The sequence below is a fragment of the Streptomyces caelestis genome, from assembly GCF_001279005.1.
GTDB lineage: Bacteria > Actinomycetota > Actinomycetes > Streptomycetales > Streptomycetaceae > Streptomyces > Streptomyces heliomycini.
In genome coordinates this window covers 110682-133186 of sequence record NZ_LGCN01000240.1, presented here as the reverse complement: position 1 = coordinate 133186, position 22505 = coordinate 110682, and the positions used below count along the sequence as shown (strand labels likewise).

Genomic DNA, 22505 nt, shown 5'->3' with positions numbered 1-22505 from the left:
CGGTGCGCGGGTCAGCCGACGGGCCACTGGGCCACACGGCTCCTGGGGGGTTCCGGACGATCGTGCTGCACACGGCCGTTGCGGATGGTGCCGCGCCAGGCCCCGCCCTCCTGCCCCAGCCCCTCGATGAACCGCTTGAAGCTCATGAGCTCGCCGCGCACCAGCCGGGCGGTCAGCCGGGTGACCCTGGACGAGCGGGTGAGGAACCTCGCGGCTCCCCGCGGTTCCAGGAGCATCCGGACGGTGATCGCGGTGCTCCCGGGCCCCGTCGGCCTGAACTCGACCTCGCCCTGGTGGGAGGGGTTCTGCTCGAGACCGCGCCAGGCCAGGTAGGCATCGGGCTCCTGCTCCACGGTCTCGACCGCGAAGCGGTGGCGCAGGGGTCCGTAGCCGATGGTCCAGACGGTCACGGCGGGCCTGATCTGCTCGACGCCGTGCACCACGGTCGAGAAGCGCGGGAAGGTCTTGAACTGCGTCCACTGGTTGTACGCCGTCCGCACCGGCACCCCGACCTCGACCGTCTCCTCGACGTGCCGCTCCCGCAGTGGTCGGCGGTGCGTGACGCCGTCACCGTCAGTGCGCGTTCCCGGCGTGTTCGGCACGGCCTGCCGGGCGTCGTCTTCGTGCGCCATCGTGGTCTCTCCTCCGGTGAGGGAGCCGGGCGCGCGGACACCCGGCCTCCCCTGGTGCGTCAGGGCTTCCCTTCCGGTTCCCCTGTCGTGCACTTCGAGTCACCCCGGTGCCGTCCTACGGCTGCCGGTCCGAGCGCCGCGGCGTGGAGACGGTCCGTCTCAGGGACCCCGAGACAGGCGTCCCGCCGGCCGGAGACGACCACGCCTCCGGAGCCGACTGACATTTCTTGGCAGGGTAACCCGAACGACGCGCGTGCGCTGCCCGGCCCCGAGCCCAGGTCGCCGCTCGACACCCTGCGCGGTCCGACACCCTCCGACCGGGGCAGGACGGCAGCCGGGCGCCGGCCGGTGCACGACGTCGCCGCCCCTCTCCTCGGCGACCGCCTCGGCCACGACTGCCAAAACGGCTTCGCCGACGGGGCGACGCCCGAGGCGTTCACCCACCGCACGAAACGGGGACGGGCCGAACCGCACGCGGACGACGGGCCCGCTTCGCGGCCACGCGGAGCATCGATCCTGCGGGCGCCCTGCTCCGCGCGCATGTCCGAGGAGATCGTCGGCTCGCCGAAGCCGCGTGCCGGAGCGTGTCCGTCATCCACCGGCCCGACACCGGCCTCACCGGCTTCCACCGTGCCCGACACCGACAGCTCCGACGACGGTCGCCGACCTCACGCACCCGGCTTCAGCGGCATGATGTCCATCCGGCCGGCACCCGCTCGAGATCGGGCGTATCCCGGATGGCCGGCCGCCCTCGCTGTTCCTGGTCTCGGGTCATGATCTTTCGTCGTTCACGGTTATCGGCTGCGGTGCTGGCACTGGCTGCGTCGTCTCTGCCGTCCGTTGCGGCTTCGGCCGCGCCGCGCTCCACCGACACGGCTTGGTCCGTGCAGCGTGACGCCGACGCACTGCGGGACACCGGGGTCACCGGGGTGACGGTCCGTCTGGAGACTCCGCGCGGGACGGTCACGGCCCGCTCCGGGGTGGGGGACCTGGTCACTCGCCGCCCGGTTCCGAGGGACGGCTACCTGCGCCTGGGCAGTACCACCAAGACGTTCGTCGCCACCGTCATGCTGCAACTGGTGGGTGAAAAACGGATCTCCCTCGACCAGACGGTGGAGCAGCTGCTGCCCGGGGTGGTGTCCGGTGCGGGAAACGACGGCCGGACCATCACCGTCCGCAACCTGCTGCAGCACACCAGTGGCCTGTCCGACTACATTCACGACGTTTTCCCCGACCCCGGTGCCCGGACCTACTTCGCCAACCGGTGGCGTGCCTACGAGCCCGAAGAGCTGATGGGCCTTGCCATGCGCCATGAACCCGCCTTCCGGGCAGACGCCGGCTGGGCGTATTCCAACACGAATTACGTGCTCGCCGGAATGATCATTGAGAAGATCACAGGCCGCACCTGGGAACAGCAGGTCCACGACCGCGTCCTGCGCCCGCTCGGCCTGCGGCACACCGGCACCCCCGGCACCCGGCCCTTCCTTCCGTATCCGCACACGGCCAACTACCAGCAGTTCACCGTGGACGGCCCGATGGTCGACACCACCATCCCCTACCGTCCCTTCGACAGCGGGGCCGACGGCTCGATGACCGGCACGGCCCGCGACCTCAACCGCTTCTTCGGCGCCTTGGCAAGTGGACAGCTGCTGAAGCCCGCCGAACTCGCCGCCCTGCAGAACACCGTGCCGGTGCCGGAGAACAGCGGTCACCCGGAAGACACCCGGGACGGCCTGGGCCTGTTCTTCACACCCCTGTCCTGCGGCGGCGGCTACCTCGGGCACGGAGGGAGCGGCTTCGGATATGTGATCCGGGCGGCGGCAACCGTGGACGGCCGACGCACTGTCACCGTCTCCGCGCACAGCCGCTCCGCGGACCCGAAGACCTCGGCCCGTCAGGAGGACGCACTGCACCACCTCATCGACCACGCCCTGTGCCGCACCGTTTGATCACGTGCTCGACACCGTGATGAAGATCAGACCGTTCGGGCCGGGCCGGGTGACCGCGGCCGGCTCTTCAGGAACCCGGACAGCAGCTCCGAACGCGCACCGCACCACACGGCCACTCCCGGAAAAGCCCCCCTGCCGTCCGGGAACCGAATGCCTGGCGCGTCGCACCGGCCCGACCGGGGCGACAGGGAGAAGGCGTACTCGGACGAAGCGCACGCCCATGTGCGGCGCATCCTCGACGCCGGTGTCGTCGCTGTCTTCCCGATGTACCGGCAGAGCGCGCCCGCCGTCCTCAAGGGCTGGATCGACCACGTGGGGAACCACGGGTTCGCCCGCGGCCGCAGCGGGCCCCGCCTCGCGGGCAAGCGCGTGCTGTGGCTGGGGCTCGCCGGCGCCACCGCCGACGAGCCCGTCGTGGAGGGGATGCGAACCGTCTCGAGACCGGTCCGAGTGAAGGCATCGCCTGCTGCTGCGGCTTCTCCCGTTCCCCCGTCGGCCTGCTCACCGACGCGCAGGAGCGTCCCCTTCGGGGCCCGGCGCCGGGCACGCACACGTCCTCGGGCCGCGGCTGATCCGCGGGCTCAGGCCCTCCTTGAGCGTGACGAAGTCGATGCCGGCCGACGCGGCCGCGCGCTCTCGGTCCGTCCGGTGGTCGCCCCCGAAGAGCTCCTGGGCATCCGTCACCGATGACGACGGCCATGAGGCAGGGTGCCACCCCGCGCCCTTCGGTGCCAGGCCGAGCCGAAACGAGCCGGGGTTCATCGCGGCGCACCGCGGCGGCCGTCATCGTCCCCGCGGACGGCGTCGGATTCCTCCGTCCGTACGCGGCGCAGGTGTCCGAAGCCTGCCGGATCATGTACCCGCCGGACGCGCCAGCGCATCGACGGTCGCGGAGAACAACCCCGGCAGCCGCTGCGCCGTGGGCACCAGCGCTGAGCGGACCGGGAGGATCCTCGTCGCGCCGAGCAGCGCCCGGGTCAGCCGGCGATGGCGCCGGGTGAGTCGTCGCCACTCCCGCTCGTACGCCGCCAGGTCATGGTCGACGACTGCTCGCACCGCCGCCGAGGCCTGCGCGAGCGCCAGCGCGACGCCCTCACCGGTCAGCGCGTCGACGTAACCGGCCGCATCGCCGACCAGCAGCACCCGGCCGGCGGTGCGTGCGTGCGTGTCCTGGCGGAGCGGCCCCGCCCCGCGCACCGGTCCGGCGGGTCCGGCTCCGGCCAGCCGCTCCCGCAATGCGGGGAAGGCGGCGAGGTGGTCGTCGTACGGTCCGCGGCCGGCGGTGAGCACCGCGACGCCCACCAGGCCGTCGCCCACCGGGGTCACGTAGGCCTCCGCGTCACGGGCCCAGTGCACCTCGACGCGGTCGCTCCAGGGGGCGAGCACGTAGTGGCGGCGCAGCCCGTGTCGCCGGTGGGCCCGACGCGGCCGGTGCAGACCCAGGGACCGGCGGATCGGCGAGTGCAGGCCATCCGCAGCGGCGAGGTGGCCGGCACGGGTGCCGTCGATCACGACACCGTCCTCGTCCTGCTCGACACGGCGCACCGTGCGCTGCTCGATCCGTACGCCGGCGGCCAGCACCGCCTCGCGCAGCGCCGCGTGCAGGACGGTGCGACGTACCCCGCGGCCCGGCCCCGCCCGGAAGTCGGCGTCGACCCGACGCGGCCCGGAGACGTACGAGATGCCCCACAGGTCGTGTCCCGGCGGGTGCACACCGAGCGCTGCCAGGGCGGCGACGGCACCCGGCATCAGACCCTCGCCGCACGCCTTGTCGAGGGTGCCGGCGCGCTGCTCCCAGACGGCGACTTCGAGGCCTGCCCGAGCCGCGTGCAATGCCGTGGCGAGACCTGCCGGTCCTCCACCGACGACGAGGAGATCCATGAGACCCTCCTCAGGCCAGCCGCGCCAGGGCGGTGTCCTCGGCGCGGACGCGGGTGGCGAGCAGGAATCCGTTCAGCACGGTGAAGACGACCGCCGTGACCCAGGCCGAGTGCACCAGCGGGAGCGCGAACCCCTCGACGACGACGGCGAGGTAGTTCGGGTGCCGGAGCAGGCGGTAGGGGCCGCCGGTCACGCGCGCGGCGCCGGGCACGACGATCAACCGGGTGTTCCACTGCCGGCCCAAGGTGGCGACGCACCACCAGCGCAGCGTCTGCGAGGCCGCGACGAGGGCGAGCATGGTCCAGACGAGGGCCGGTACGGCGTCCGGCTGCCGCACCCGTACCTCCACGAGCGCGCCGACCAGCAGGCCCGTGTGCAGTGCCACCATGAACGGGTAGTGGCCCCGCCCGGCCTCCGCACCGCCCCGCGCGATGCTCCGGACGGCGTTGCGGTGGGACACGAACAGTTCGGCGACCCGTTCCAGGCCGACGGCCAGGACCAGGACGGTGAACAGAACCTCGCCGCTCACCTCTCATCCTCCCGGGGCGCGCAGGAGCACGAGTTCGGAGCAGAAGCCCGGGCCCAGGGCGAGCATGAGCCCGTGGGAGCCGGGCCGCGGAGGGCGGTCGGCGAGCGTGTCCGCCAGGACGTGCAGCACGGAGGAGGAGGACAGGTTGCCGATCCGGCGCAGTGAGTCCCAGGTCACTCCCAGGGCGTCACGCTCGATCCCGAGCACTTCCTGCAGTGCTTCCAGGACCTTGGGACCACCGGGGTGCGCGACGTACCAGCCGATGTCGTCGCCGGTGAGGGCGTGGTCGTCGAGGAAGCCGCGAACGTCGTCGCCGACGTACCGGCGCACCAGGTCGGGGACCGAGGAGTCGAGCACGATCCTGAATCCGCCGGAACCGACGTCCCAGCCCATCATGCGTTCCGAGTCGGGGTAGAGACGACTGCGCGAGGCGAGGACCTCGGGGCGGGCGGGGTCGTCGGACCGTGCGAGCGGATGCCCGGAACCGACTGCGACCACCGCCGCGGCGCCGTCCCCGAACAGGCCGCTCGCCACGAGATTGGCGAGCGAGGTGTCCTCGCGCTGGAACGTGAGCGAGCACAACTCGACCGACACCAGCACCGCGACCCCGTCCGGACGGCCGCGCAGCAGGTCGTTCAGGCGTGCGACGCCGGCCGCGCCGGCGACACAGCCGAGGCCTACCAGGGGCATGCGCACCACGTCGGGGCGCAGCCCGATCTCCGCCGCGATGCGGGCTTCGAGCGGAGGGACGGCCAGACCGGTCACCGTGCACGACACGATGAAGTCGACGTCGGTCGGCGTGAGGCCGACCTCCTTGAGCGCGTTGACGACCGCGCGACCGCCCAGTTCGACGCCCATCCGGATGAAGGCGTCGTTCGACCGGCCGAAGTCCCCGAGGCGGGCGTACTCCTCCAGCGCCAGCACGGTGTGCCGGGTCTCGACGCACGTGTTGCGGTGGAACCGTTCGACGACGCCGCGGTCGACCGCATCCTCGACCAGTATGCCGACGAAGGACTCGGTGATCTCCTCCTGCCGGTAGCGGTGATGGGGCAGGACACCGCAGACACTGAGGACACGCATGGTCATGCTGGCTCCCGAGGGCGGCCGGTCGGACGGATGGGGGTGAGGAACGCCCGGCCGAGGCCGAGCGCGACGGTGGGGGTCAACCGGCCGCGAGCGAGACCGAGTTCGACGAAGTCGTCGAAGACGCGCTGGTCGGCGGCCGAAGCCCGCAGCCCGGCCTCGAGGACACCGGTGGTGCGGGCGAGCCGGGCGGCCAGAGCGGTGTGGCGCAGGTGGGGCAACAGGATCCGGCGGGTGATGCGGGCGTAGTGCTCTCCCGCCCGCTCGGGCCGTCCGTCCCGTAGGGCTGCGGCGGCGGCGCGACCGGCCGCGATGCCGGTGGCCACGGCGTAGTGGATGCCCTCTCCGGTCAGGGGGTTCACCAGGCAGGCGGCGTCGCCCGCGAGCAGCACGCGACCGGCCGGAGGGCGCCAGCGTGCCGTCGAGAGCGGCAGGAGGTGCCCGGCCCAGTCCCGTCCCTCCTCGGCCGCGCCGGGCAGGAGCACCTCCAGCCGCTCGAACAACTGGGCGCGGGTCGGCGCCGGCCGGCCTCCGTGGAGGACCTCGCCGTATCCGACGTTCGCGTGGCCGTCACCGCGGTCGAAGGACCAGGCGTACGACGGCTGGTGGCGGGTGCCGAACTCGATGACCTGTACGCCTCGCCGCCCGGGTGCGACCGGGGCGTAGCCGCGCAGCGCCAGGGCCACCGGACCGCGAGAGCGGCCGAGCGCGCGTCGGACGACCGAGTGCTCGCCGTCGGCGCCGACCACGACCGCGGCGGAGACCTCCCCGTCCAGGATCACCGCGTCGGTGTCCCGCCGCAGATCACGGACGCGGTGCCGCAGGAGCCGGGCGCCCGCGGCGACGGCCGCGTCGACCAGTCGGGCATCGAAGATCCGGCGCGGCACCACCCACGCCGGGCGGGCCGTCCGCCGCTCGACGGCCAGGCCGCCCCGGCCGAGGCGGAGACGCTCGACCGGGACCCGGTCGTCGACGAGACCGGTGACGAGGACCTCGGAGAGGAGGTCGAGGACGTGCGGGGCCACCCCGTCGCCGCAGACCTTGTCCCGCGGGAAGCCCGCCCGGTCCAGCAGGGCGACGCGCAGACCCGCGTCGGCGTGCAGTGCGCCCAGGGCGGCGGCGGCGCCGGCGGGTCCGGCGCCGACCACCGCGAGGTCCCAGCGAGTGGATGCAGGCGCCATCAACCGGCCGCCACGAGCAGCACGACATCGAGCAGGGCGACAGCCACCGCGGCCCGGAAGGGGGTACGGCCGTGGGCGGCCCACGTGAGCACGACGAGGACCGCCACCGGGGCGAGGACCGCCGGCGCCCACGCCGGAGGAGGCCCGGCGGGGCCGAGCACGGCCAGCAGCGAGGCGACGGCCAGCAGCACGGCGGCCAGGACGCGTGAAAGGCGCTCGCCGAGCCGGTGCGGCAGGCCGCGGACGCCGGTGCGTTCGTCGTCGGCGAGGTCGGGCAGCGTGTTGAGCAGATGCGCCCCGACACCGAGCGCGGCTCCGGCGCCGGTCGTCCACAGCGGCGCCCAGGCCGGGGCGGGGCCGGCGAGGGTGACGACCGAGGGCAGCGTCCCGAAGGCACTGGCGTACGGCGCCCACGACCACCAGGTCGCCTTGAGCCCCAGGTTGTAGGCGTGGCCCGCGCCGGCGACGAGGACGATGTTGACCAGCGCGCTGCGCCGTCCGGCGAGCGCGGACAGCACGATGCAGGCGAGTCCGGCCACGGCCAGGGCGCGCACCACCCAGGCGACCGGGAGGGCTCCGGTGACCAACGGCTTGCCGGTCCGGCCGACGGCGCGGTCGCGGGGGAGGTCCCGCAGGTCGTTGCCCCAGCCGATCGTGAGCTGACCGGCGAGTACCGCGGCGGTGACGACGGCGGTGTCGAACGGGTACAGGTCGCCGCGGAGCGCGAGCAGGCCCGCGACGGCGGCGACCGCCAGAGCCGGCCCGCCGTGGGCGGCGGAGAGCAGCGCGACCACGGGCGGCGGTCCGGAGCGCGTCGGTGCCGTGCCGGCGGTCACGGGCGTCGCCGCACAGCGACCGGTCCACGACGGGCCGCGTCGCCGAGCGCCCCGAGGACGGTGCGTGGGCGCAGCACGGGTGTCCGGCCGGACGCGGCCTCCCTCATGCCCTCGATCACCTCGGCGAGCACCTGCGGGCCGTCCTTGACCGGGGCCCAGTCGAGCTCCGTGCGCGCCCGGGTCGTATCCAGCGTCGGGAGCGCGAAGCCCATGTCGAGCCACCCGGTGTCGACCGGTTGCAGGCGTGCGTGCCAGGCGGCCGACATGACGGCGCGGACCACGGCGGAGGGCACGTGCACCAGCCTGGCGCCGAGCGCGTCCGCGAGGACCGCCGCGGTCACGGGCGTGTCGGCGGCGAGGTTGAACGGACCCGCCGCGCGCCGGTGCAACACCGTGACGATCGCCTCGGCGACGTCGTCGGTGTGAACCATCGGGATGGTCAGCCTCCGGTCCATCGGCAGGACCGGCAGCAGACCGAGCACCCTGGAGGGCACGAGGGCGGGCACGCCGTACCGCAGGAGAGCGCTGCCGGCGGCGCGCTGCCCGACGATTCCCGGCCGGAGGCGGGTGACGAGCGTGCCGGCGCCGGAGGCCTCATGCCGGTCGAGGAGGTGTTCGGCCGCCGATTTGTGCCGGCTGTACCGCGAACTGCGCACGCCTCCGGTGGGCCAGGACTCGTCCACCGGACGGTCGTCCTTCTTCGGTGAGTAGGCCCCGACCGAGGACATGTGGATCAGGTGCGGGACACCGGTGTCGGCGACGGCCCGGAGCACGCGGCGGGTACCGCCGACGCCGAGTTCGGTGAGATAGGCGAGATCGTGGGACGGCTGGAAGCCCCATGCCAGGTGGACGACCGCGTCCGCGCCGGTGAAGGCCTCGACGAGTGTGCCGTGGCAGGCCTCGACGCTGAGGTCCGCAGAGCGCCAGTCGACGCCCCGGCTGTCGGTGCCCTCGGGCAGCCGCCGGGCCAGACCCACAAGGTCGTGCCCGCCCTCGGCACGCAAGCGCCGCACGACGACAGAACCGATGTTTCCGGTCACCCCGGTGACCACGATGCGCATGCAGGATGCGTTGCCCGTCGCCCCTTCTCTCACACGAGGCACTCCGGCATCCGGCGGACACTGACGTCACCCGGCCGGTGCGCCGAGCGTGTGCGCGTCCTTCCGGACCCGGAGGAAACAGGGAGCGTTTTCAGCGTGTACTGCCGTGCCGAGGGTGAACCCGAGGGCGGGCCGCCTCCCCGTCCCTCTGGCACGCAGCCTTTTGACGGCCTTTTGACGACCGGAGGCTTCCTCGGCAGATCGCCGGGCGGACGGTGTCGGTGTGGACCGCCGGCCGACGGACGGGGAACGCGGCCTTCACCGGTTCCGCTCCACCGGGGGAGACGCGGACATCGCTCCCGCACAACGGGGAACCAGCTACTCCATGCATCACGATCACACACCCGTCAGGGACGTCGCGCACGGTCGGTCGCCGGAGCCGCAGTCCGTCGTGTCGCCACGGGGGAGCGGAGGCAGGCACCGGCGCGCCGGACGGCGTAGGGGCCGGTGGCGGCGCAGGCTCCTGGCCTATCGCGCGGTCGGGCTGCTGCAGTCGCCCGCGCCCGGTGCAGCAGGGGAGGAGTGCCTGCTGCTGGTCCATATCCGCAGGGTGGTCGGCCAGGTGACCTACCGGACGTGCGAGGAGTGCGCCAAGGGCGTGATCACCGACGTGGTCATCGACGGTTCGTTCCGTGACAGCGGACTGGGCACCAGGGCGCTGTCGCATCTGCGTTCGCGGTACCCCGGCGTCACCTGGCGCGCCACCGACGGCCATCGCCTCACGCGTGACCTGTTGCACAGGATGCGCATCCCCCGGGCGGCCGCCGAGGACCCCTGCTCCCATCTCCGGTCTGCTGCCGTCGCCAGGAGCGCGGGGTGAAGGGTTTCCCGCGGTTTCCTCCGGCGCGGCGGTGGAGTCGTCCTGACGGCCGGCGCCGGGTGAGGTCTTCGCGGCCGCGGCCAGTGGTCCTGTACGGGCTTGTCGACGTCGTCGGCGGGATCGGTGTCCGGACCGGTGACCATTCCCGTCGCAAGGGCTTCACCGGCTGATCGCCCGGGTCTTGGGCGGGCGGACCGGTGGCCGCCGGGCCGTCGGGGTAGCCCGATCCCTCACGGGTACGTGTGTCCGGAACCCCGTAGGCGACGAGCGCCTGTACGGACACCTCTTCGAAGAAGTAGGAGATGGAATGAGGCTCCGCGAGTCGGCGTTGGCGCTGACCTCCCGGTATTCCGCCGCGGTGCTGGCCGGACGGTACCGTCTGGACGCGCTCCTCGGCTCGGGCGGTGCCGCCGACGTCCACCGCGGCTTCGACCTGCGTCTGAGGCGACCGGTAGCCGTCAAGGTCTTCCGCCCTGGAGCCGACCTCGACATGGAGGAACGTTTCCAGGACGAAGCGGTCATTCTGGCCAGGATGCAACATCCCGGGCTGGTCACGGCCTATGACGCCGGACGGCACAAGGACCGCGCCTACCTGGTCATGCAACTGGTCGAAGGCCCCACGCTGAAAGGCCGCATCACCGAAGGCCCTCTGTCCCCCGAAGCGGCGGCCGCCCTCGGCGCCGACCTCGCCGAGGCCCTGGCCCACGCGCATGAAGCGGGGATCGTCCACCGTGATGTGAAGCCGTCCAACATCATCCTGGACGCATCCGGGCGTCCTCACCTGACCGACTTCGGTATCTCCCGACTGCTCGACGCCACCACCCGTACCGCCACCGGCACACTCATCGGCACCGCCGCGTACCTGTCCCCCGAGCAGGTGCTCGGCCGGCCCGTCGGCCGGCCCGCCGACATCTACGCCCTCGGTCTCGTACTCCTCGAGTGCCTCACAGGCAGGCTCGAATACGGCGGAAGCCCTCTCGAGGCAGCGGTCGCACGCCTCCACCGCCGGCCCGTACTGCCCGCCTCCCTGCCGAAAGACCTCGCGGCCCTGCTGCGGAAGATGACCGCCCTGGACGAGGGGGAACGCCCGACGGCGCACGAGTGCGCCCGGATGCTGACCGCCCTCGCCGGCACGGCGGATTCCGTGACCGTCCCCTCCGCGCCCCGCGCTACGAGCGTCGCGCCGAGCCGGAGGCCGGTGCGGGATGCCGAGAGCACGCACCCGAACCCGTTGCCCGCGGACAGCGCGCCCGGACCGAAAGCCGCCGCCGCACGGCGCCGCATGCTGGTCGCCGGTGGGACTGCCGCGCTCGCTGCCGCGCTGACCACTGCCCTCGCCCTCCCTGACGGCTCCTCACACCAGGAAAGCGGCGAGAAGGAGACACGGGCCGTCAGCCGCTCCTCCGCGCCGACCGCCCCGCCGCACACCGCCGCCAAAGGGAATGACACGGCATCCACGGCCCCGTCGTCCTCCGTTCCCGACGCCCCGGCCGAGCCGCCCCGTGACGCCTCTTCGGGACGAGGCCCTCGTTCCGCCCCGGCTGATCCGGTCCGGAATCCAGGCGCCGGGACAGCCGCACACGGCGCCGGAGCCTCAACGCCCCGCTCCCACTCGGACGGTGCTCGGGGCGGCCTGACCACAAACCTCCCCGACAGGGAGAAGCGGACCGGGGCGAAGACCTCCGGCGAACGGCCCGGCACGTCCGAAACGGCCGAGAGGAACCGGGGAAAGGCGCAGAAGGAGGAAAGGAAGGCGCGGAAGAACGAGGGAAGGGGGGCCACGGCGGACCGGGGTGCCGATCACTGAGCCGGAGACCCGGCACGGCGAGCGCGGTCGATCCCCTGCCCCTGGCCTTCACCTCCTGGCCCTCCCGGCCGGGTGGTGCGGCTGCGGCGCGCGCAGTTTGTGGCGCGACCGCAGGGCCCGCTTGCCTCCACGAGCGGGGGCGCCGGCGAAGACCGGATCCCACACGGCCGGCGCCCGTCCGGGAATGCCTGCGGGCCGTGCCGTGGAACGGCACGGCCGGCCTTGTGCCGCCCGGACACGACCTGCCCGCGGAGCCGGCCGTGGTACCGCTGATCGACATGGTGCCGAGCCGAGTGGTGGCCGTGCGGAACGAAGGTGACACCAACCCGTCGATCCGGTCCTTCGTCACGATCGCGGCAGCCGCGTACCGCCGCTGAGCACCGGCAGCCCACCGGTTCTCCCCGGCCCCTCCCTGACCGGCGAAGCCGTCCGGCGGGCGCCTTCCCCGTGACCCGCGGCCTTCAGTAGCATCGGCCCCCAGGAATCACGGCTCGACACGGTCGCGTGGGCCATCCCCCGTACTCCTGGGAGCGATCGGGGAAGTCCGGACGTCAGGGGGGCGATGCGTGAGAGTGCTTGTCGTCGGCGGGAGCGGGTTCCTCGGGCGCGAAGTGCTCCGCCGGGCCGTGGCCGCCGGATGGGACGTGGCCGCGACCTACCGGACCACCCCGGGAGACCTGCTGCCGGTCACCTGGTACCGGGCCGACCTGCGTGATGCGGGGCGGATGGAAGAAGTACTGGACCGGGCCCGTCCGGCCGCGGTGATCAACACGGCCGGCGGGCACACCGACTGGGCGGTCACGGCCGACGGCGCGGTCCGGCTGGCCCTGCACGCGGCGCGGGCCGGGTGCCGGCTGGTCCACGTCTCCTCCGACGCGGTGTTCTCCGGAGCCGACGTCCACTACCGCGAGGACGCGCTCCCCGACCCCGTCTCCCGTTACGGAGCCGCCAAGGCCGCGGCGGAGACGGCCGTGAGGGTGACGGTGCCCGAGGCCGCAGTGGTGCGCACCTCGCTCATCGTGGGGCATGGCCGGTCCGCCCACGAGAAGGCCGTGCACGCCCTCGCGGCCGGTACCCGCGCCGGCGTCCTGTTCACGGACGACACCCGCTGCCCGGTCCACGTCGACGATCTGGCCTCCGCCCTCCTGGAGATCACGGAGTCGGACGGATCCGGTGTGTTCCACGTGGCCGGACCGGACGCGATGAACCGTCACGAACTGGGCGTCCTCATCGCCCGGCGCGACGGACTGGACCCCGCCCGGCTGCCGGCCGGGCTGCGCAGCGACGTGGACCCGCCGGGAGGGCTGGACATCCGCCTCGTCACCGACGCCACCCGGGCCCGGGTCCGGACCCGCTTGCGGGGCGCGCGCGAATTCCTCGGCGTCGGCGGCCCGTGAGCCGGCCCGGCTCACCGCCCGGCGCCGCCGGGCGTGTCCGGCGGCGGTCGAGGAAATCGCCCCGCGCCGGCCCGCCCCTCGATAAGGTGACGATCCCGGCCGCCTCCGGACGTCCACGCGGATCCGCCCGACGTCGACGGAGCCGGTGCGGCAGGTGGCGAACGGCCGCCGGAATGTGGTCCTCGGGCACAACGCCCCGGGAAGACAGCGCAATGGTGTCGGCGAAGAAAGCACCAAGACGACACGTCGGTCCAGTTCGTCGTGTCGGTCGGCACATCAGTCATGGCTCTTGTCAAAAAGGAAGTGTGACTGCATGTTTGACGATAATTCCGCAGGGTACGGTGCGCACCTGCCAACCGGCGACCATCCCGCCCTGGACCTCGAAGGAATTCTCGGTCGGCAGCGGATAAGGACCGGCCTCGAGAGCAGTGCCGGATTCCTGCGCGGCCGGCGGATCCTGGTCACCGGGGCCGGCGGCTACATCGGATCGGAGCTGTGCCGGCAGCTCAGCCGGTGGGCACCCGAGAGCCTCATGATGCTCGACCGCAACGAGACGGCTCTTCACCTGGCGGCCGGCAGCGTCGCGGACGGCCCCTCGTCGGTGCGCCCCGGCATCCTCCTCGCCGACATCAGGGACTCCAGGGGGCTCACGCGGCTCTTCCACCGGTGCCGACCGGACATCGTCTTCCACGCGGCGGCCCTCAAGTGGGTCCCCATCCTCGAGGAGTTCCCCGGCGAGGCCGTCAAGACGAACGTCTTCGGCACCCGGGCGGTCCTGGACGCGGCGCTGGCCGCGGACGTCGCGTTCCTGGTGAACATCTCGACCGACAAGGCGGTCGACCCGGTCGGGGTGCTCGGATACTCCAAGCGCATAGCCGAGGGACTCACCGCGGCGGCCGCCATCCAGGCGGGCAGGCCGTACGTGAGCGTGCGGTTCGGCAACGTGCTCGGCTGCCAGGGGTCCTTCCTCGACGTCTTCGCCCGCCAGGTCGCGGCCGGAAACCCGGTGACGGTCACCCACCCGGGGGTGACGCGTTATCTGATGACCGTGCAGGAGGCCGTGGAACTGGTCGTCCAGTCGGCCGCGCTGGGCAGCGTCGGTCACGCCCTGGTGCTGGACATGGGGGAGCAGGTCCGGATCCTCGACATCGCACGAAGGGTCATCGCGCGGGCGGGCGCGGAGCTTCCGGTCCACTACGTCGGACTGAGACCGGGGGAGAAACTCACCGAGTCCTTGGTGGCCCCCTCCGAAACCCCGGTCCGGTACGTGCACCCGAAGATCATGGAGGTGCCGGTGCCGGCCCTGAAGACAGGGGACGGCCCGGACCTCGACGCCTGGGGGGAGGACCACGCCGTCGTCGCCGCCCTGCGGGCCACCTGCCGGGCCATGGAGGGCGACTCCGTGGCGCCGGAAACCGGCCACCGGCTGGTCTGATCCGGGCGGACGGTGCGCCGGACCCGTCCGGCGCGCCGTCTCACGTACGGACTCCACGCCTCACGGGCGCCGCCCCTGCTCACGTGTGCCGGGCTTTTGTCCCCACCCGTACGGCCTTCCGTCCTCACGTGCACCGGAAGCAGGTCCTCACAGGTACCGGACGCCCCGCCGCACGCTTCCCGCCAGGAACCCGGCCAGCCGCGCCCCGTAACGGACGTAGCGCCGGCGCGGCGCGGGCGACCGCACCAGGTCCGGAACGTGCAGCACCAGCCAGCACCAGTTCATGACGACCACCCGGCCCTCCCGCCGCCGGAATCCGGCGCGGCGGTACGCGGCGTACAACTGGGCGCCGGAACGGCCGTAGTTCCACTTCTGCCTCGCCAGCGCGGTCAGGTCCTCCCGCAGCCGGTAGTGCATGACGGCGTCGCCCGCGTAACGGACGAGGTAGCCGCAGAGCTGGGCGCGCCAGGAGAGGTCCATGTCCTCCCCGCCGCCCCGGTAGCGCTCGTCCCAGCCGCCCATCGCCGTCAGGACGTCCTTCCAGGCACCGCAGTTCGCTCCCCGGGCGAACGGCAGGAAGTCCGTCTGCGCGTCCATCGGCAGGGGCTGCTCGTCGGTGTGGGCAGGGCTGAGCACGGACGTGTCCAGGCCGCCGCCCACCAGGTCGGCCCCCTTGGCCGCCTCCGTCATCGCGGCCAGCCAGCCGGAGTCGGCGACGTCGTCCGCGTCGCAGAACGCGACGAAGTCGCCGCGCGCCGCGGCGATGCCCCGGTTGCGGGCGCGGCTCTCCCCGGGGCGGTCGGACGCGTCGACGATCCGCAGGTTCCGCAGTCCGGCGCGGGCCCGTTCGGCCACCTCGCGGGTGGCGTCCGTCGAGCCGTTGTCCACGACCAGGACCTCGTACGGAACGGCGCCGGTCTGCCGGGACAGGGCGGTCAGCTGGGCGGCGAGCGTGCGGGCGCCGTCGCGCACCGGGACGACCACCGACACGAGACGGGGCGTGCTTTTGTCGCGCGGTGCGGCGGCGGGCGCCCGGTGTCCGCGCCGGACCAGGCGGGTCCGCCGGACGACGCGCATGCCGGGGGCCAGGGCGACGGCGGGGTTCCCGGCGGTGCCGGTCCTCCGACGGACCAGCAGCATGGGCAGGGCGACCCAGGCCGCCATGGAGCGCTCCGCGTCCAGCAGTGCGCGCCGCACCAGGTAGGCGCCGTCGAGGAGGTCCCGGGGAGAGGGCGGGGGGCCGGCGGCCGTGGACGGCAGGGTGAACCCGTCCACGAGACCGTCGTCCCGCAGCCCGAGCGTGCCGCACTGCACCAGGCCGACCGGAGCACCGCCGTCCCCGCCGCCGTCGCGGGCCGCCCGCGACAGGTGCTCCAGACAGTGGGGGAGGGCCTCGTCGCCGCCGCGCAGCACGGCGACGTACGGCGCCCCCGCGTTCCTGGCCGCGTCGACACACGCCGGCCCGAGTTCCTCGTGGGCACACCGGACGACCCGTACGGCCGGCGCTCCCGCGTCGTCCGGGCTCCCGGCCGTACGGGAAGAGCGGGCGCCGTCGTCCCAGGGCGCCGGGCCGTCTCCGGGCGGCCCGGAGGCCGCCGTCACCACCGTCACGGAGACGGGCCGCACCGTCTGGGCGAGGAGAGCGCGCACCGTGCGCTCCCCGTCGCCGTCCGGATCGGCCACCACCACCGCGATCCGGGGCAGCGGCGCGTCCGCGTTCCCCGCCGGAGCGCCGTCCACGTCGTCCACACCCGCCCCTAACCGAGCTCGACCCGGGTCAGGGTGAAGTCGATGTCGTTGGGCGGGGCGATCAGCAGCGGGAGCAGCTCCTCACGGGTGCGGGCCCGTCGCCTTCGCTCCTCCTGGGCGGTCATCGCCTCCGTGTACGCCCGTCGTTGCGCGGACCCGAATCCGGTGTCGGGCGCCTGGGTGAGCGACTTGGGCCAGATCCGGTACCGGTAGAGCACCTTGCGCACGCTGCGCAGCCGGTACAGGCGGGCCGCCCGGAGGTGGAAGTCGGTGTCGGCGCCCAGCCGCACGGTGCCGTCGAAGCCGCCGAGGGTCTCCAGCACCGAGCGCCGCACCACCGAGGACGGATGCAGGAGCACGGTCGTCCGCCCCAGCCGCATCCACAGGTTGCCGTTGCGGGGCATGCGTCGCCGCCCCGTCGTGCGGCCGGCCTCGTCGATGCAGGAGTAGGCGCACCCGACCAGGTCGGCACGGTCCTTCTCCAGGGCGGCCAGTTGATGGCGGAGCCGGCCCGGCAGGCTGATGTCGTCGCTGTCCTGAAAGGCCACGTAGGGGGTGTCCACCGACTCCAGGACCTTGTTCTTGATCCGCAGGTGCCCGACGTTCCGGGAGGTGCGCAGCACCGTCAGCCGCGGGTCGCCGGCGTACGGACGGAGCTCGGGGACCCACTTCTCGTCGGGTGAGCAGTCGTCCACCACCGTCAGCCGGAGGTCCGGACGGTCCTGGGCGAGCACCGACGCGACGGCCGCACCCAGGTACGCCGCACAGTCGTGGTGGGGCAGGATGACGGTCACCGCCGCCCCGGTCGGACCGGCTGTCGCCATCGGGTCTCCTTCCGGGCCGCCCTCGGGGCGGCCTCGTGTGTCAGTGCCCGGCAGCCGCTCCCGCGGCGGGTTCCTCGACGGTGGGGCTGCGGAAGTCCCCCTCGTCGCCCCACGCCACGTGGCGCAGGGGCCGTCCCGTCGCACCGCGCACCGCCAGGGAGCCGGCCACGCCGCAGAACCAGGTGAAGTGCAGTCCCTTGATCAGCCAGCGCTGCACGCCGCGCACGGGACCGCGGCTGCCGTCCCAGGCCGCGAGCGGCCACAGGCCGTGGAAGAGGACCCGGGTCAGGTAGACCCGTGAGGTGGGCCAGGGGTAGTCGGCGACGCAGGTCACATGGCTGTAGAGGGAGCGGCGCAGCCGCTGGAACGTGTCGTGGGTGCGGCTGACGCGGTAGAAGCTGATCCGGGCCTCCGGCAGCACCTCCAGGTCGTGCAGCGGATCGGCCGCCTCGGCGTCGAGCAGCTCGAACACCACGTACCCGTCGTCGGTCAGGCGTCTGACCGGGATGCCGGTGCCCAGCACGTCCGTCGCGACCACCAGACAGGCCGCCGCCGGGCAGGCCTTCGGCGGAGCGGTGACGCCCGAGACCCGGTCCATGGCCTGCGAGGTGGCCGTCTCCCGGGCCAGTGCCACCGAGTGCGCCCCGACCGCGCCCCGTTCGCCGCGTTCGAGGAACCGGGAGACCAGCAGGGCGAGGCAGCGGGGGGCGATCTCGACGTCGTCGTCCGTCCACAGCCAGCCCGAGTAGCCGAGATCCTCGGAGAGCCGCAGCACCGTGCTCACCGTGCGCAGCTTCCCCGGCCCGGGAAGGGCCAGGCCGACCAGGGTGAGGTCCGGGTCCTCGGGGACCAGCCCGGCCAGCCGGCGCAGCCTGCGCAGCGCCTCTTCGTCCTCTCCGGGACCGTACTGCAGACCCACCCACACCGACAGCGGAAGGGACGGGTGGGCCTGCCGCACCTCCGCCAGGGAGTCCAGCACATGACGGAACGTCTGCTCGTGCGCCGTGGCGTCGCACCGCCCCACATAGGTGGGCAGCAGCACCCCGAGGCCACCGGACGGCAGCGGGAACGCCGCCCCGCCGGGCCGCACGCCGCTCACGCCGTCCTCGCGCACCTCGCCGCGGACGTCCGAGTCCGGTCCCTCGCGTCCCACCAGGACGAACGGGGTGGGGCGGGCGGGCGGTGGCGCGAAACCACGGGCCACGGCCCGCTGCCACCACACACGACGGTCCACGGTCCCCCCGCGCATCCACGTCCCCTTCGTCGTTCCGAGCGGAAATTCCCTCTGGTCCTGACACGGGGTGCGGCCCACCGGTTCCCGTTCCGGCGGTGAACTCCGGAAGAGGCGAATTGAACACGAATGCGGGCAACGCACGAGTGAGCGATGAGTGTGGCTGGGTCGGTACGCTAACCAGCCGTTGGGCGGGCCTGCAAGAGCGGTTCCGGGCGGGGGAAACAGATGGCCGAAATGCGGGGCAGGGATCCCGCCACCGGCCGGCCGCCCCGTAGGATCCCCCGAAACCGGCTCGCGGGAGACCCGGACTTCCGGGGAATCGCGGCCCCGGCCGCCCCGCACGCCGCGTGTGGCAGGCTGAGTCCGCGAGCGTCGGCCGGGGCGGCGAACCCGGCCGGGACACACATCCTGACCATTGAGGCCGGCAACGCGTGCCGTTTGTCGCGGTCGGCAGAAAGGTGGCAGCCATGGGCTATTCCGTCGGTGCCCGAGAGGGGTTCCACGGCATGTCCGAGCCCGCCGGCCGTAAAGTCCTCCTGCAGGCGCGGGGCATCGCGAAGCGCTACAAACGCCGCCGCGTCCTGACCGGTGTGGACCTCGTCGTGCACGCGGGCGAGATCGCCGCGATCGTCGGCGGCAACGGGGCGGGCAAGTCCACCCTGCTCAAGATCTGCGCCGGCCTGATCTCCCCCGACAAGGGGCGGGTCACCGTCTCCGGCAGCCTCGGTTACTGCCCGCAGAACGCCGGCGTCATGGGTTTCCTGACCCCCGGGGAGCACTTCACCCTCTTCGGCGCCGGCCGGGGTCTGAGCCGCAAGGAGTCCGACCACCGTGGCCGGAAACTCGCGGGAGAGCTCGACTGGTCCCCCGCGCGGGGCGTCCTCGCCAAGGACCTGTCGGGTGGCACCCGTCAGAAGCTGAACGTCGTGCTGTCGGCCCTCGGCGCCCCCGACCTGCTGCTGCTCGACGAGCCCTACCAGGGGTTCGACCACGGTTCGTACGTGGACTTCTGGCGGAGCGTCCGGGCATGGCGCGAGGCCGGCAGGGCCGTCGTCGTGGTCACCCACATGCTCAACCAACTCGACCAGGTGGACCAGGTGCTGGATCTCACCCCCGGCAAGGACAGGGGCATCCGATGACAGCCACCCTGCGGATGGCGGACATGACCTTCCGCGAACTGCTGCGCCGACGAGGCGTGCTGGGCCTGCTGCTGCTGGTCCCGCTCGTCTTCTACCTCGGGCGCTACGACCAGACCGGGCAGGCCGTCCGCTTCGCCAGCCTCGGCGTGGGCTTCGCGGTCAGCGCCGCGGCCCTCTTCTCCACGGTCGGCGGCCGGGAGATCGAACCGCTCCTGGCCCTCTCCGGGTTCCGTCCGCTCCAGCTCTTCGCGGGGCGCCTGCTGGCCCTCCTCACCGCGGGCCTGGGCGTCAGCGCCCTCTACGCGGTGGTGATCCTGGTCGGGCAGGACGTGCAGCACCCGCAGGCCGTCCTGGTGGAACTGTTGCTGACCACGCTGGTCGCCGTGCCCCTGGGGCTGCTGCTCGGGGCGGTGGTGCCGAGGGACATGGAGGGCGCCCTGCTGCTGATCTCCGTCATCGGCGCCCAGATGGTGATGGACCCGGCCAAGGATTCGGCCAAGGCGCTGCCCTTCTGGTCGACCCGGGAGATCATCACCTACGCCGTCGACGGCGCCGACGCCGGTTCGTTCGCCTCCGGGGTGACGCACGCCGTCGGAGTGACGCTGCTGCTGGGCGCGGCGAGCGGATGCGTGATGGCGGGCCGATTGCGGCGCCGACGCCATCTGCAATTCGCGTGAATTACGCCCCGGACCGCTGGAAACGCCCCGCGCGGCAAAGTGCCGGGGCGTTCCTGTTTCGGTGCGCGGACTTCGGTGCGACCGGCCTTCATAACCGTCGCGCAAAGTCTCCCTACCCCGTGGAAACGAACGCGTGTAGTATCGGCAACCGCCCTGCCGCTCCTTGTTCTCGACGCGGCCCGGTGGACCCGCTGTTCGTCTCTCCAATGGAAGGGGAGCACGTGAACGAGGCCCTTGGTTCGTCCGCCGGTGAATCCGCCGGGCGGGCTCGCCGAAGGATTCCGGAGCGCTCCTCCTCCACCCCGGCCTCGGCGGATGCCAAAACGGCCCGGTGGCCCTCCGTACGAGCATGACGGAACACCGCGAGGTGGCGCGCCGGGGCAGGCGCCCGCTCCGGCATCGGCGACGCCGCGCCGGTCACTCGCGACCGGTCGGGGAACGACCCCGAGGGTCAGGGCGCCCCGCACAGCCGCCCGAACGTGCGACACCTCATCCGAACGCGTGACGCGGCCGGCACCTCGTCGCGCGACCCGCCCGGACGACAAGGGGGAAGACGCTGGTGAACGCCTTACCACGGCTCGACCACCACACCGAACTCCACGCCGCACCACCGCTCTGGCAGCCGGGGCGTGTACTCGCCCGGCTGCGCGACCACCGGCCGGGTCCCGTCCACATCATCGACCCCTTCAAGGTCCCGGTGACGGAGGCGGTCGAGAAGGCGGCGGAACTCACGCGGCTGGGCTTCGCCGCCGTCATCCTGGCCAGCACGGACTACGAGTCGTTCGAGTCGCACATGGAACCGTACGTGGCGGCGGTGAAGGCGGTCACGACGCTGCCGGTCGTCCTGCACTTCCCACCCCGCCCGGGGGCCGGGTTCCCGGTGGTCCGCGGCGCGGACGCGGTGCTGCTGCCCGCGTTGCTGGGCTCCGGCGACGACTACTTCGTGTGGAAGAGCTTCCTGGAGACCCTGGCCGCCTGTCCCGGCCGCATACCCCGCGAGGAGTGGCCCGAGCTGATCCTCACCGTCGCCCTCACCTTCGGCGAGGACCGGCGCACCGGGGACCTGCTCGGCACCATGCCGGTGAGCACCACGAGCACCGAGGAGATCGACCGGCACCTCCACGTCGCCCGTACCTTCGGCTTCCACATGGTCTACCTGTACTCGCGCAACGACCACGTGCCCCCCGAGGTCGTACGGCACTTCCGCAAAGGGCTCGGACCCGACCAGGTCCTCTTCGTGAGCGGCAACGTCCGCACCGGCCGGCAGGTCACCGACTACCTCGACAGCGGGGCCGACCGCGTGGGATTCGCCGGAGCGCTGGAACACCCGGACTGGCGGGCCACCCTCGCCGAGATCGGCGGGGAACGCTCCGCGGCCCCGGCCCGCCCGGGGAGCGGGCGGTGACGGCCGCCCCGGTCACGGCCCTGCCCGCGGACTACACGCGGTCCATGCTCGCCGCCGAGGCCGCCAACCGCGACCACGTCACCCGTTGCGTCGCCGAGACCGGGGGATCGCCGGACCTGGTGGCCCACACCGCCGCCCTCCGCCTGTACCTGCGGGTCCCCCACTTCCTCACCGAGTGGACGACCGACCCCGACCGGCGGGCCGCGGTCTCCCGCGCGCTGGCCCTCGACATCGTCTCCATGAAGCTCCTCGACGACCTGATGGACGACGACACCGGCCTCGACCGGGTCGAACTCGCCTGTGTCTGCCTCCGCCTGCATCTGCGGGCCCTCCACGAACTGGCCTCCCTCGCCCGGGAGCCCAAGGCGGTGACGGACATCCTGGAGCGGGACGCCGTCTACCTCTGCGGCGGTCAGATAGGCACCAAACGCAGCCGGGCGACGAACCTCCAGGAGTGGCGCGCCCACGCGAGCACCTACGGCGCCGCCTTCCTGGGCCGCTACGGGGCGCTCGCGGCCGCCTGCGGCGGAGACGGCCAACCGGGCCACGCCGTGAGGGAGTTCGCGGAGGCCTTCGCCCTGACCATCACCACGGCCGACGACCTGACCGACTACGACCGCAACGGCGAGCGGGACGGCAACCTCGCCCATCTGATGCGGACCGGGGCGGTCGCTGGCCAGGACGTCGTGGCCCAGCTGGAGGAACTGCGCGGGCGGGCGCTGGCCGCCGTCCAGGCGCCCCCCGGCGCCCCCGGCCTGGTGCAGGTCGTCCACCTCTACACGGACGACGTGCTGACCCGGCTCGTCCCCCGGCACCTGGGCGGATGA

General features: G+C 73.0%; 20 protein-coding genes and 1 pseudogene. 11 read left to right on the top strand and 10 right to left on the bottom strand.

Annotated features, from left to right (window positions below; genetic code table 11):
- Positions 1 to 11: 11 nt before the first annotated feature.
- Positions 12 to 632, bottom strand: a complete 621-nt coding sequence (locus ADK41_RS32215) for an SRPBCC family protein (protein ID WP_030823826.1) — start codon at positions 630 to 632, stop codon at positions 12 to 14.
- 884 nt (positions 633 to 1516) lie between these two features.
- Between ADK41_RS32215 and ADK41_RS32210 the strand changes: the two genes are divergently transcribed.
- Both ADK41_RS32210 and ADK41_RS32205 read left to right on the top strand, forming a co-directional pair.
- Positions 1517 to 2581, top strand: coding sequence for a serine hydrolase domain-containing protein (locus ADK41_RS32210; protein WP_324604880.1), 1065 nt, complete (start codon positions 1517 to 1519; stop codon positions 2579 to 2581).
- Between the two features lie 150 nt (positions 2582 to 2731).
- A complete protein-coding gene (locus ADK41_RS32205; protein WP_420706747.1) occupies positions 2732 to 3271 on the top strand; it encodes an NAD(P)H-dependent oxidoreductase in 540 nt (179 codons plus the stop codon).
- Positions 3272 to 3433: 162 nt separating this feature from the next.
- Here ADK41_RS32205 and ADK41_RS32200 read toward each other — a convergent pair whose 3' ends face one another.
- Genes ADK41_RS32200 through ADK41_RS32175 form a run of 6 tightly spaced genes read right to left on the bottom strand, consistent with a single transcriptional unit; the run spans position 3434 to position 9152 of the window.
- Complete coding sequence (locus ADK41_RS32200) at positions 3434 to 4462, bottom strand: NAD(P)/FAD-dependent oxidoreductase (protein WP_030823821.1); 1029 nt, start codon at positions 4460 to 4462, stop codon at positions 3434 to 3436.
- A 10-nt stretch (positions 4463 to 4472) separates the two neighbouring features.
- Positions 4473 to 4991, bottom strand: a complete 519-nt coding sequence (locus ADK41_RS32195) for an isoprenylcysteine carboxyl methyltransferase family protein (RefSeq protein WP_030823818.1) — start codon at positions 4989 to 4991, stop codon at positions 4473 to 4475.
- 3 nt (positions 4992 to 4994) lie between these two features.
- Positions 4995 to 6077, bottom strand: coding sequence for a type III polyketide synthase (locus tag ADK41_RS32190; RefSeq protein WP_030823815.1), 1083 nt, complete (start codon positions 6075 to 6077; stop codon positions 4995 to 4997).
- Entirely contained in the window at positions 6074 to 7255 is a 1182-nt protein-coding gene (locus ADK41_RS32185; RefSeq protein WP_030823812.1) for an NAD(P)/FAD-dependent oxidoreductase, read from the bottom strand. Before ADK41_RS32185 ends, ADK41_RS32190 begins: the two co-directional genes overlap by 4 nt.
- A complete protein-coding gene (locus tag ADK41_RS32180; RefSeq protein WP_051843082.1) occupies positions 7255 to 8091 on the bottom strand; it encodes a UbiA family prenyltransferase in 837 nt (278 codons plus the stop codon). The genes ADK41_RS32185 and ADK41_RS32180 overlap by 1 nt, the downstream gene beginning before the upstream one ends.
- On the bottom strand, positions 8088 to 9152 hold the full coding sequence (locus ADK41_RS32175) for an NAD-dependent epimerase/dehydratase family protein (RefSeq protein ID WP_030823806.1): 1065 nt from the start codon (positions 9150 to 9152) through the stop codon (positions 8088 to 8090). Before ADK41_RS32175 ends, ADK41_RS32180 begins: the two co-directional genes overlap by 4 nt.
- A 601-nt stretch (positions 9153 to 9753) precedes the next feature.
- Here ADK41_RS32175 and ADK41_RS32170 point away from each other — a divergent pair.
- From ADK41_RS32170 to ADK41_RS32150, 5 genes and pseudogenes are all read left to right on the top strand, one after another.
- Positions 9754 to 10011 carry an N-acetyltransferase gene (locus ADK41_RS32170; RefSeq protein WP_234318674.1) on the top strand — a complete coding sequence of 86 codons (258 nt, stop codon included), beginning with the start codon at positions 9754 to 9756 and terminating at the stop codon, positions 10009 to 10011.
- Between the two features lie 307 nt (positions 10012 to 10318).
- Positions 10319 to 11818 carry a serine/threonine-protein kinase gene (locus tag ADK41_RS32165; RefSeq protein WP_078661882.1) on the top strand — a complete coding sequence of 500 codons (1500 nt, stop codon included), beginning with the start codon at positions 10319 to 10321 and terminating at the stop codon, positions 11816 to 11818.
- A gap of 176 nt (positions 11819 to 11994) precedes the next feature.
- Positions 11995 to 12195, top strand: a pseudogene (locus ADK41_RS32160) (LysR family transcriptional regulator); the annotation flags it as partial.
- A 189-nt stretch (positions 12196 to 12384) separates the two neighbouring features.
- Positions 12385 to 13215 (top strand): SDR family oxidoreductase, encoded by an 831-nt coding sequence (locus ADK41_RS32155; protein WP_030823793.1) that lies wholly within the window; start codon positions 12385 to 12387, stop codon positions 13213 to 13215.
- Between the two features lie 313 nt (positions 13216 to 13528).
- Positions 13529 to 14650 (top strand): polysaccharide biosynthesis protein, encoded by a 1122-nt coding sequence (locus ADK41_RS32150; protein ID WP_030823790.1) that lies wholly within the window; start codon positions 13529 to 13531, stop codon positions 14648 to 14650.
- 147 nt (positions 14651 to 14797) lie between these two features.
- On the opposite strand, the gene ADK41_RS40200 is transcribed toward ADK41_RS32150, so the two are convergent.
- From ADK41_RS40200 to ADK41_RS32135, 3 genes are read right to left on the bottom strand one after another with little or no spacing between them, the layout of a single operon-like run.
- Positions 14798 to 16399 carry a glycosyltransferase gene (locus ADK41_RS40200; protein ID WP_234318670.1) on the bottom strand — a complete coding sequence of 534 codons (1602 nt, stop codon included), beginning with the start codon at positions 16397 to 16399 and terminating at the stop codon, positions 14798 to 14800.
- Between the two features lie 8 nt (positions 16400 to 16407).
- Positions 16408 to 17223 carry a glycosyltransferase family 2 protein gene (locus ADK41_RS32140; protein ID WP_030823784.1) on the bottom strand — a complete coding sequence of 272 codons (816 nt, stop codon included), beginning with the start codon at positions 17221 to 17223 and terminating at the stop codon, positions 16408 to 16410.
- Positions 17224 to 17263: 40 nt separating this feature from the next.
- The gene (locus ADK41_RS32135; protein WP_030823781.1) at positions 17264 to 18472 is read right to left on the bottom strand and encodes a hypothetical protein; all 1209 of its coding nucleotides are present in this window, start codon (positions 18470 to 18472) and stop codon (positions 17264 to 17266) included.
- A gap of 452 nt (positions 18473 to 18924) precedes the next feature.
- Between ADK41_RS32135 and ADK41_RS32130 the strand changes: the two genes are divergently transcribed.
- The 4 genes from ADK41_RS32130 to ADK41_RS32115 all read left to right on the top strand — a co-directional run bounded on the left by ADK41_RS32130 (position 18925) and on the right by ADK41_RS32115 (position 22505).
- Positions 18925 to 19596, top strand: coding sequence for an ATP-binding cassette domain-containing protein (locus ADK41_RS32130; RefSeq protein WP_037803814.1), 672 nt, complete (start codon positions 18925 to 18927; stop codon positions 19594 to 19596).
- Positions 19593 to 20273: a hypothetical protein gene (locus tag ADK41_RS32125; protein ID WP_030823761.1), complete on the top strand. Its 681-nt coding sequence runs from the start codon at positions 19593 to 19595 to the stop codon at positions 20271 to 20273. Before ADK41_RS32130 ends, ADK41_RS32125 begins: the two co-directional genes overlap by 4 nt.
- Positions 20274 to 20832: 559 nt before the next feature.
- Positions 20833 to 21678, top strand: coding sequence for a geranylgeranylglyceryl/heptaprenylglyceryl phosphate synthase (locus ADK41_RS32120; protein ID WP_030823758.1), 846 nt, complete (start codon positions 20833 to 20835; stop codon positions 21676 to 21678).
- Entirely contained in the window at positions 21675 to 22505 is an 831-nt protein-coding gene (locus ADK41_RS32115; RefSeq protein WP_030823755.1) for a hypothetical protein, read from the top strand. Before ADK41_RS32120 ends, ADK41_RS32115 begins: the two co-directional genes overlap by 4 nt.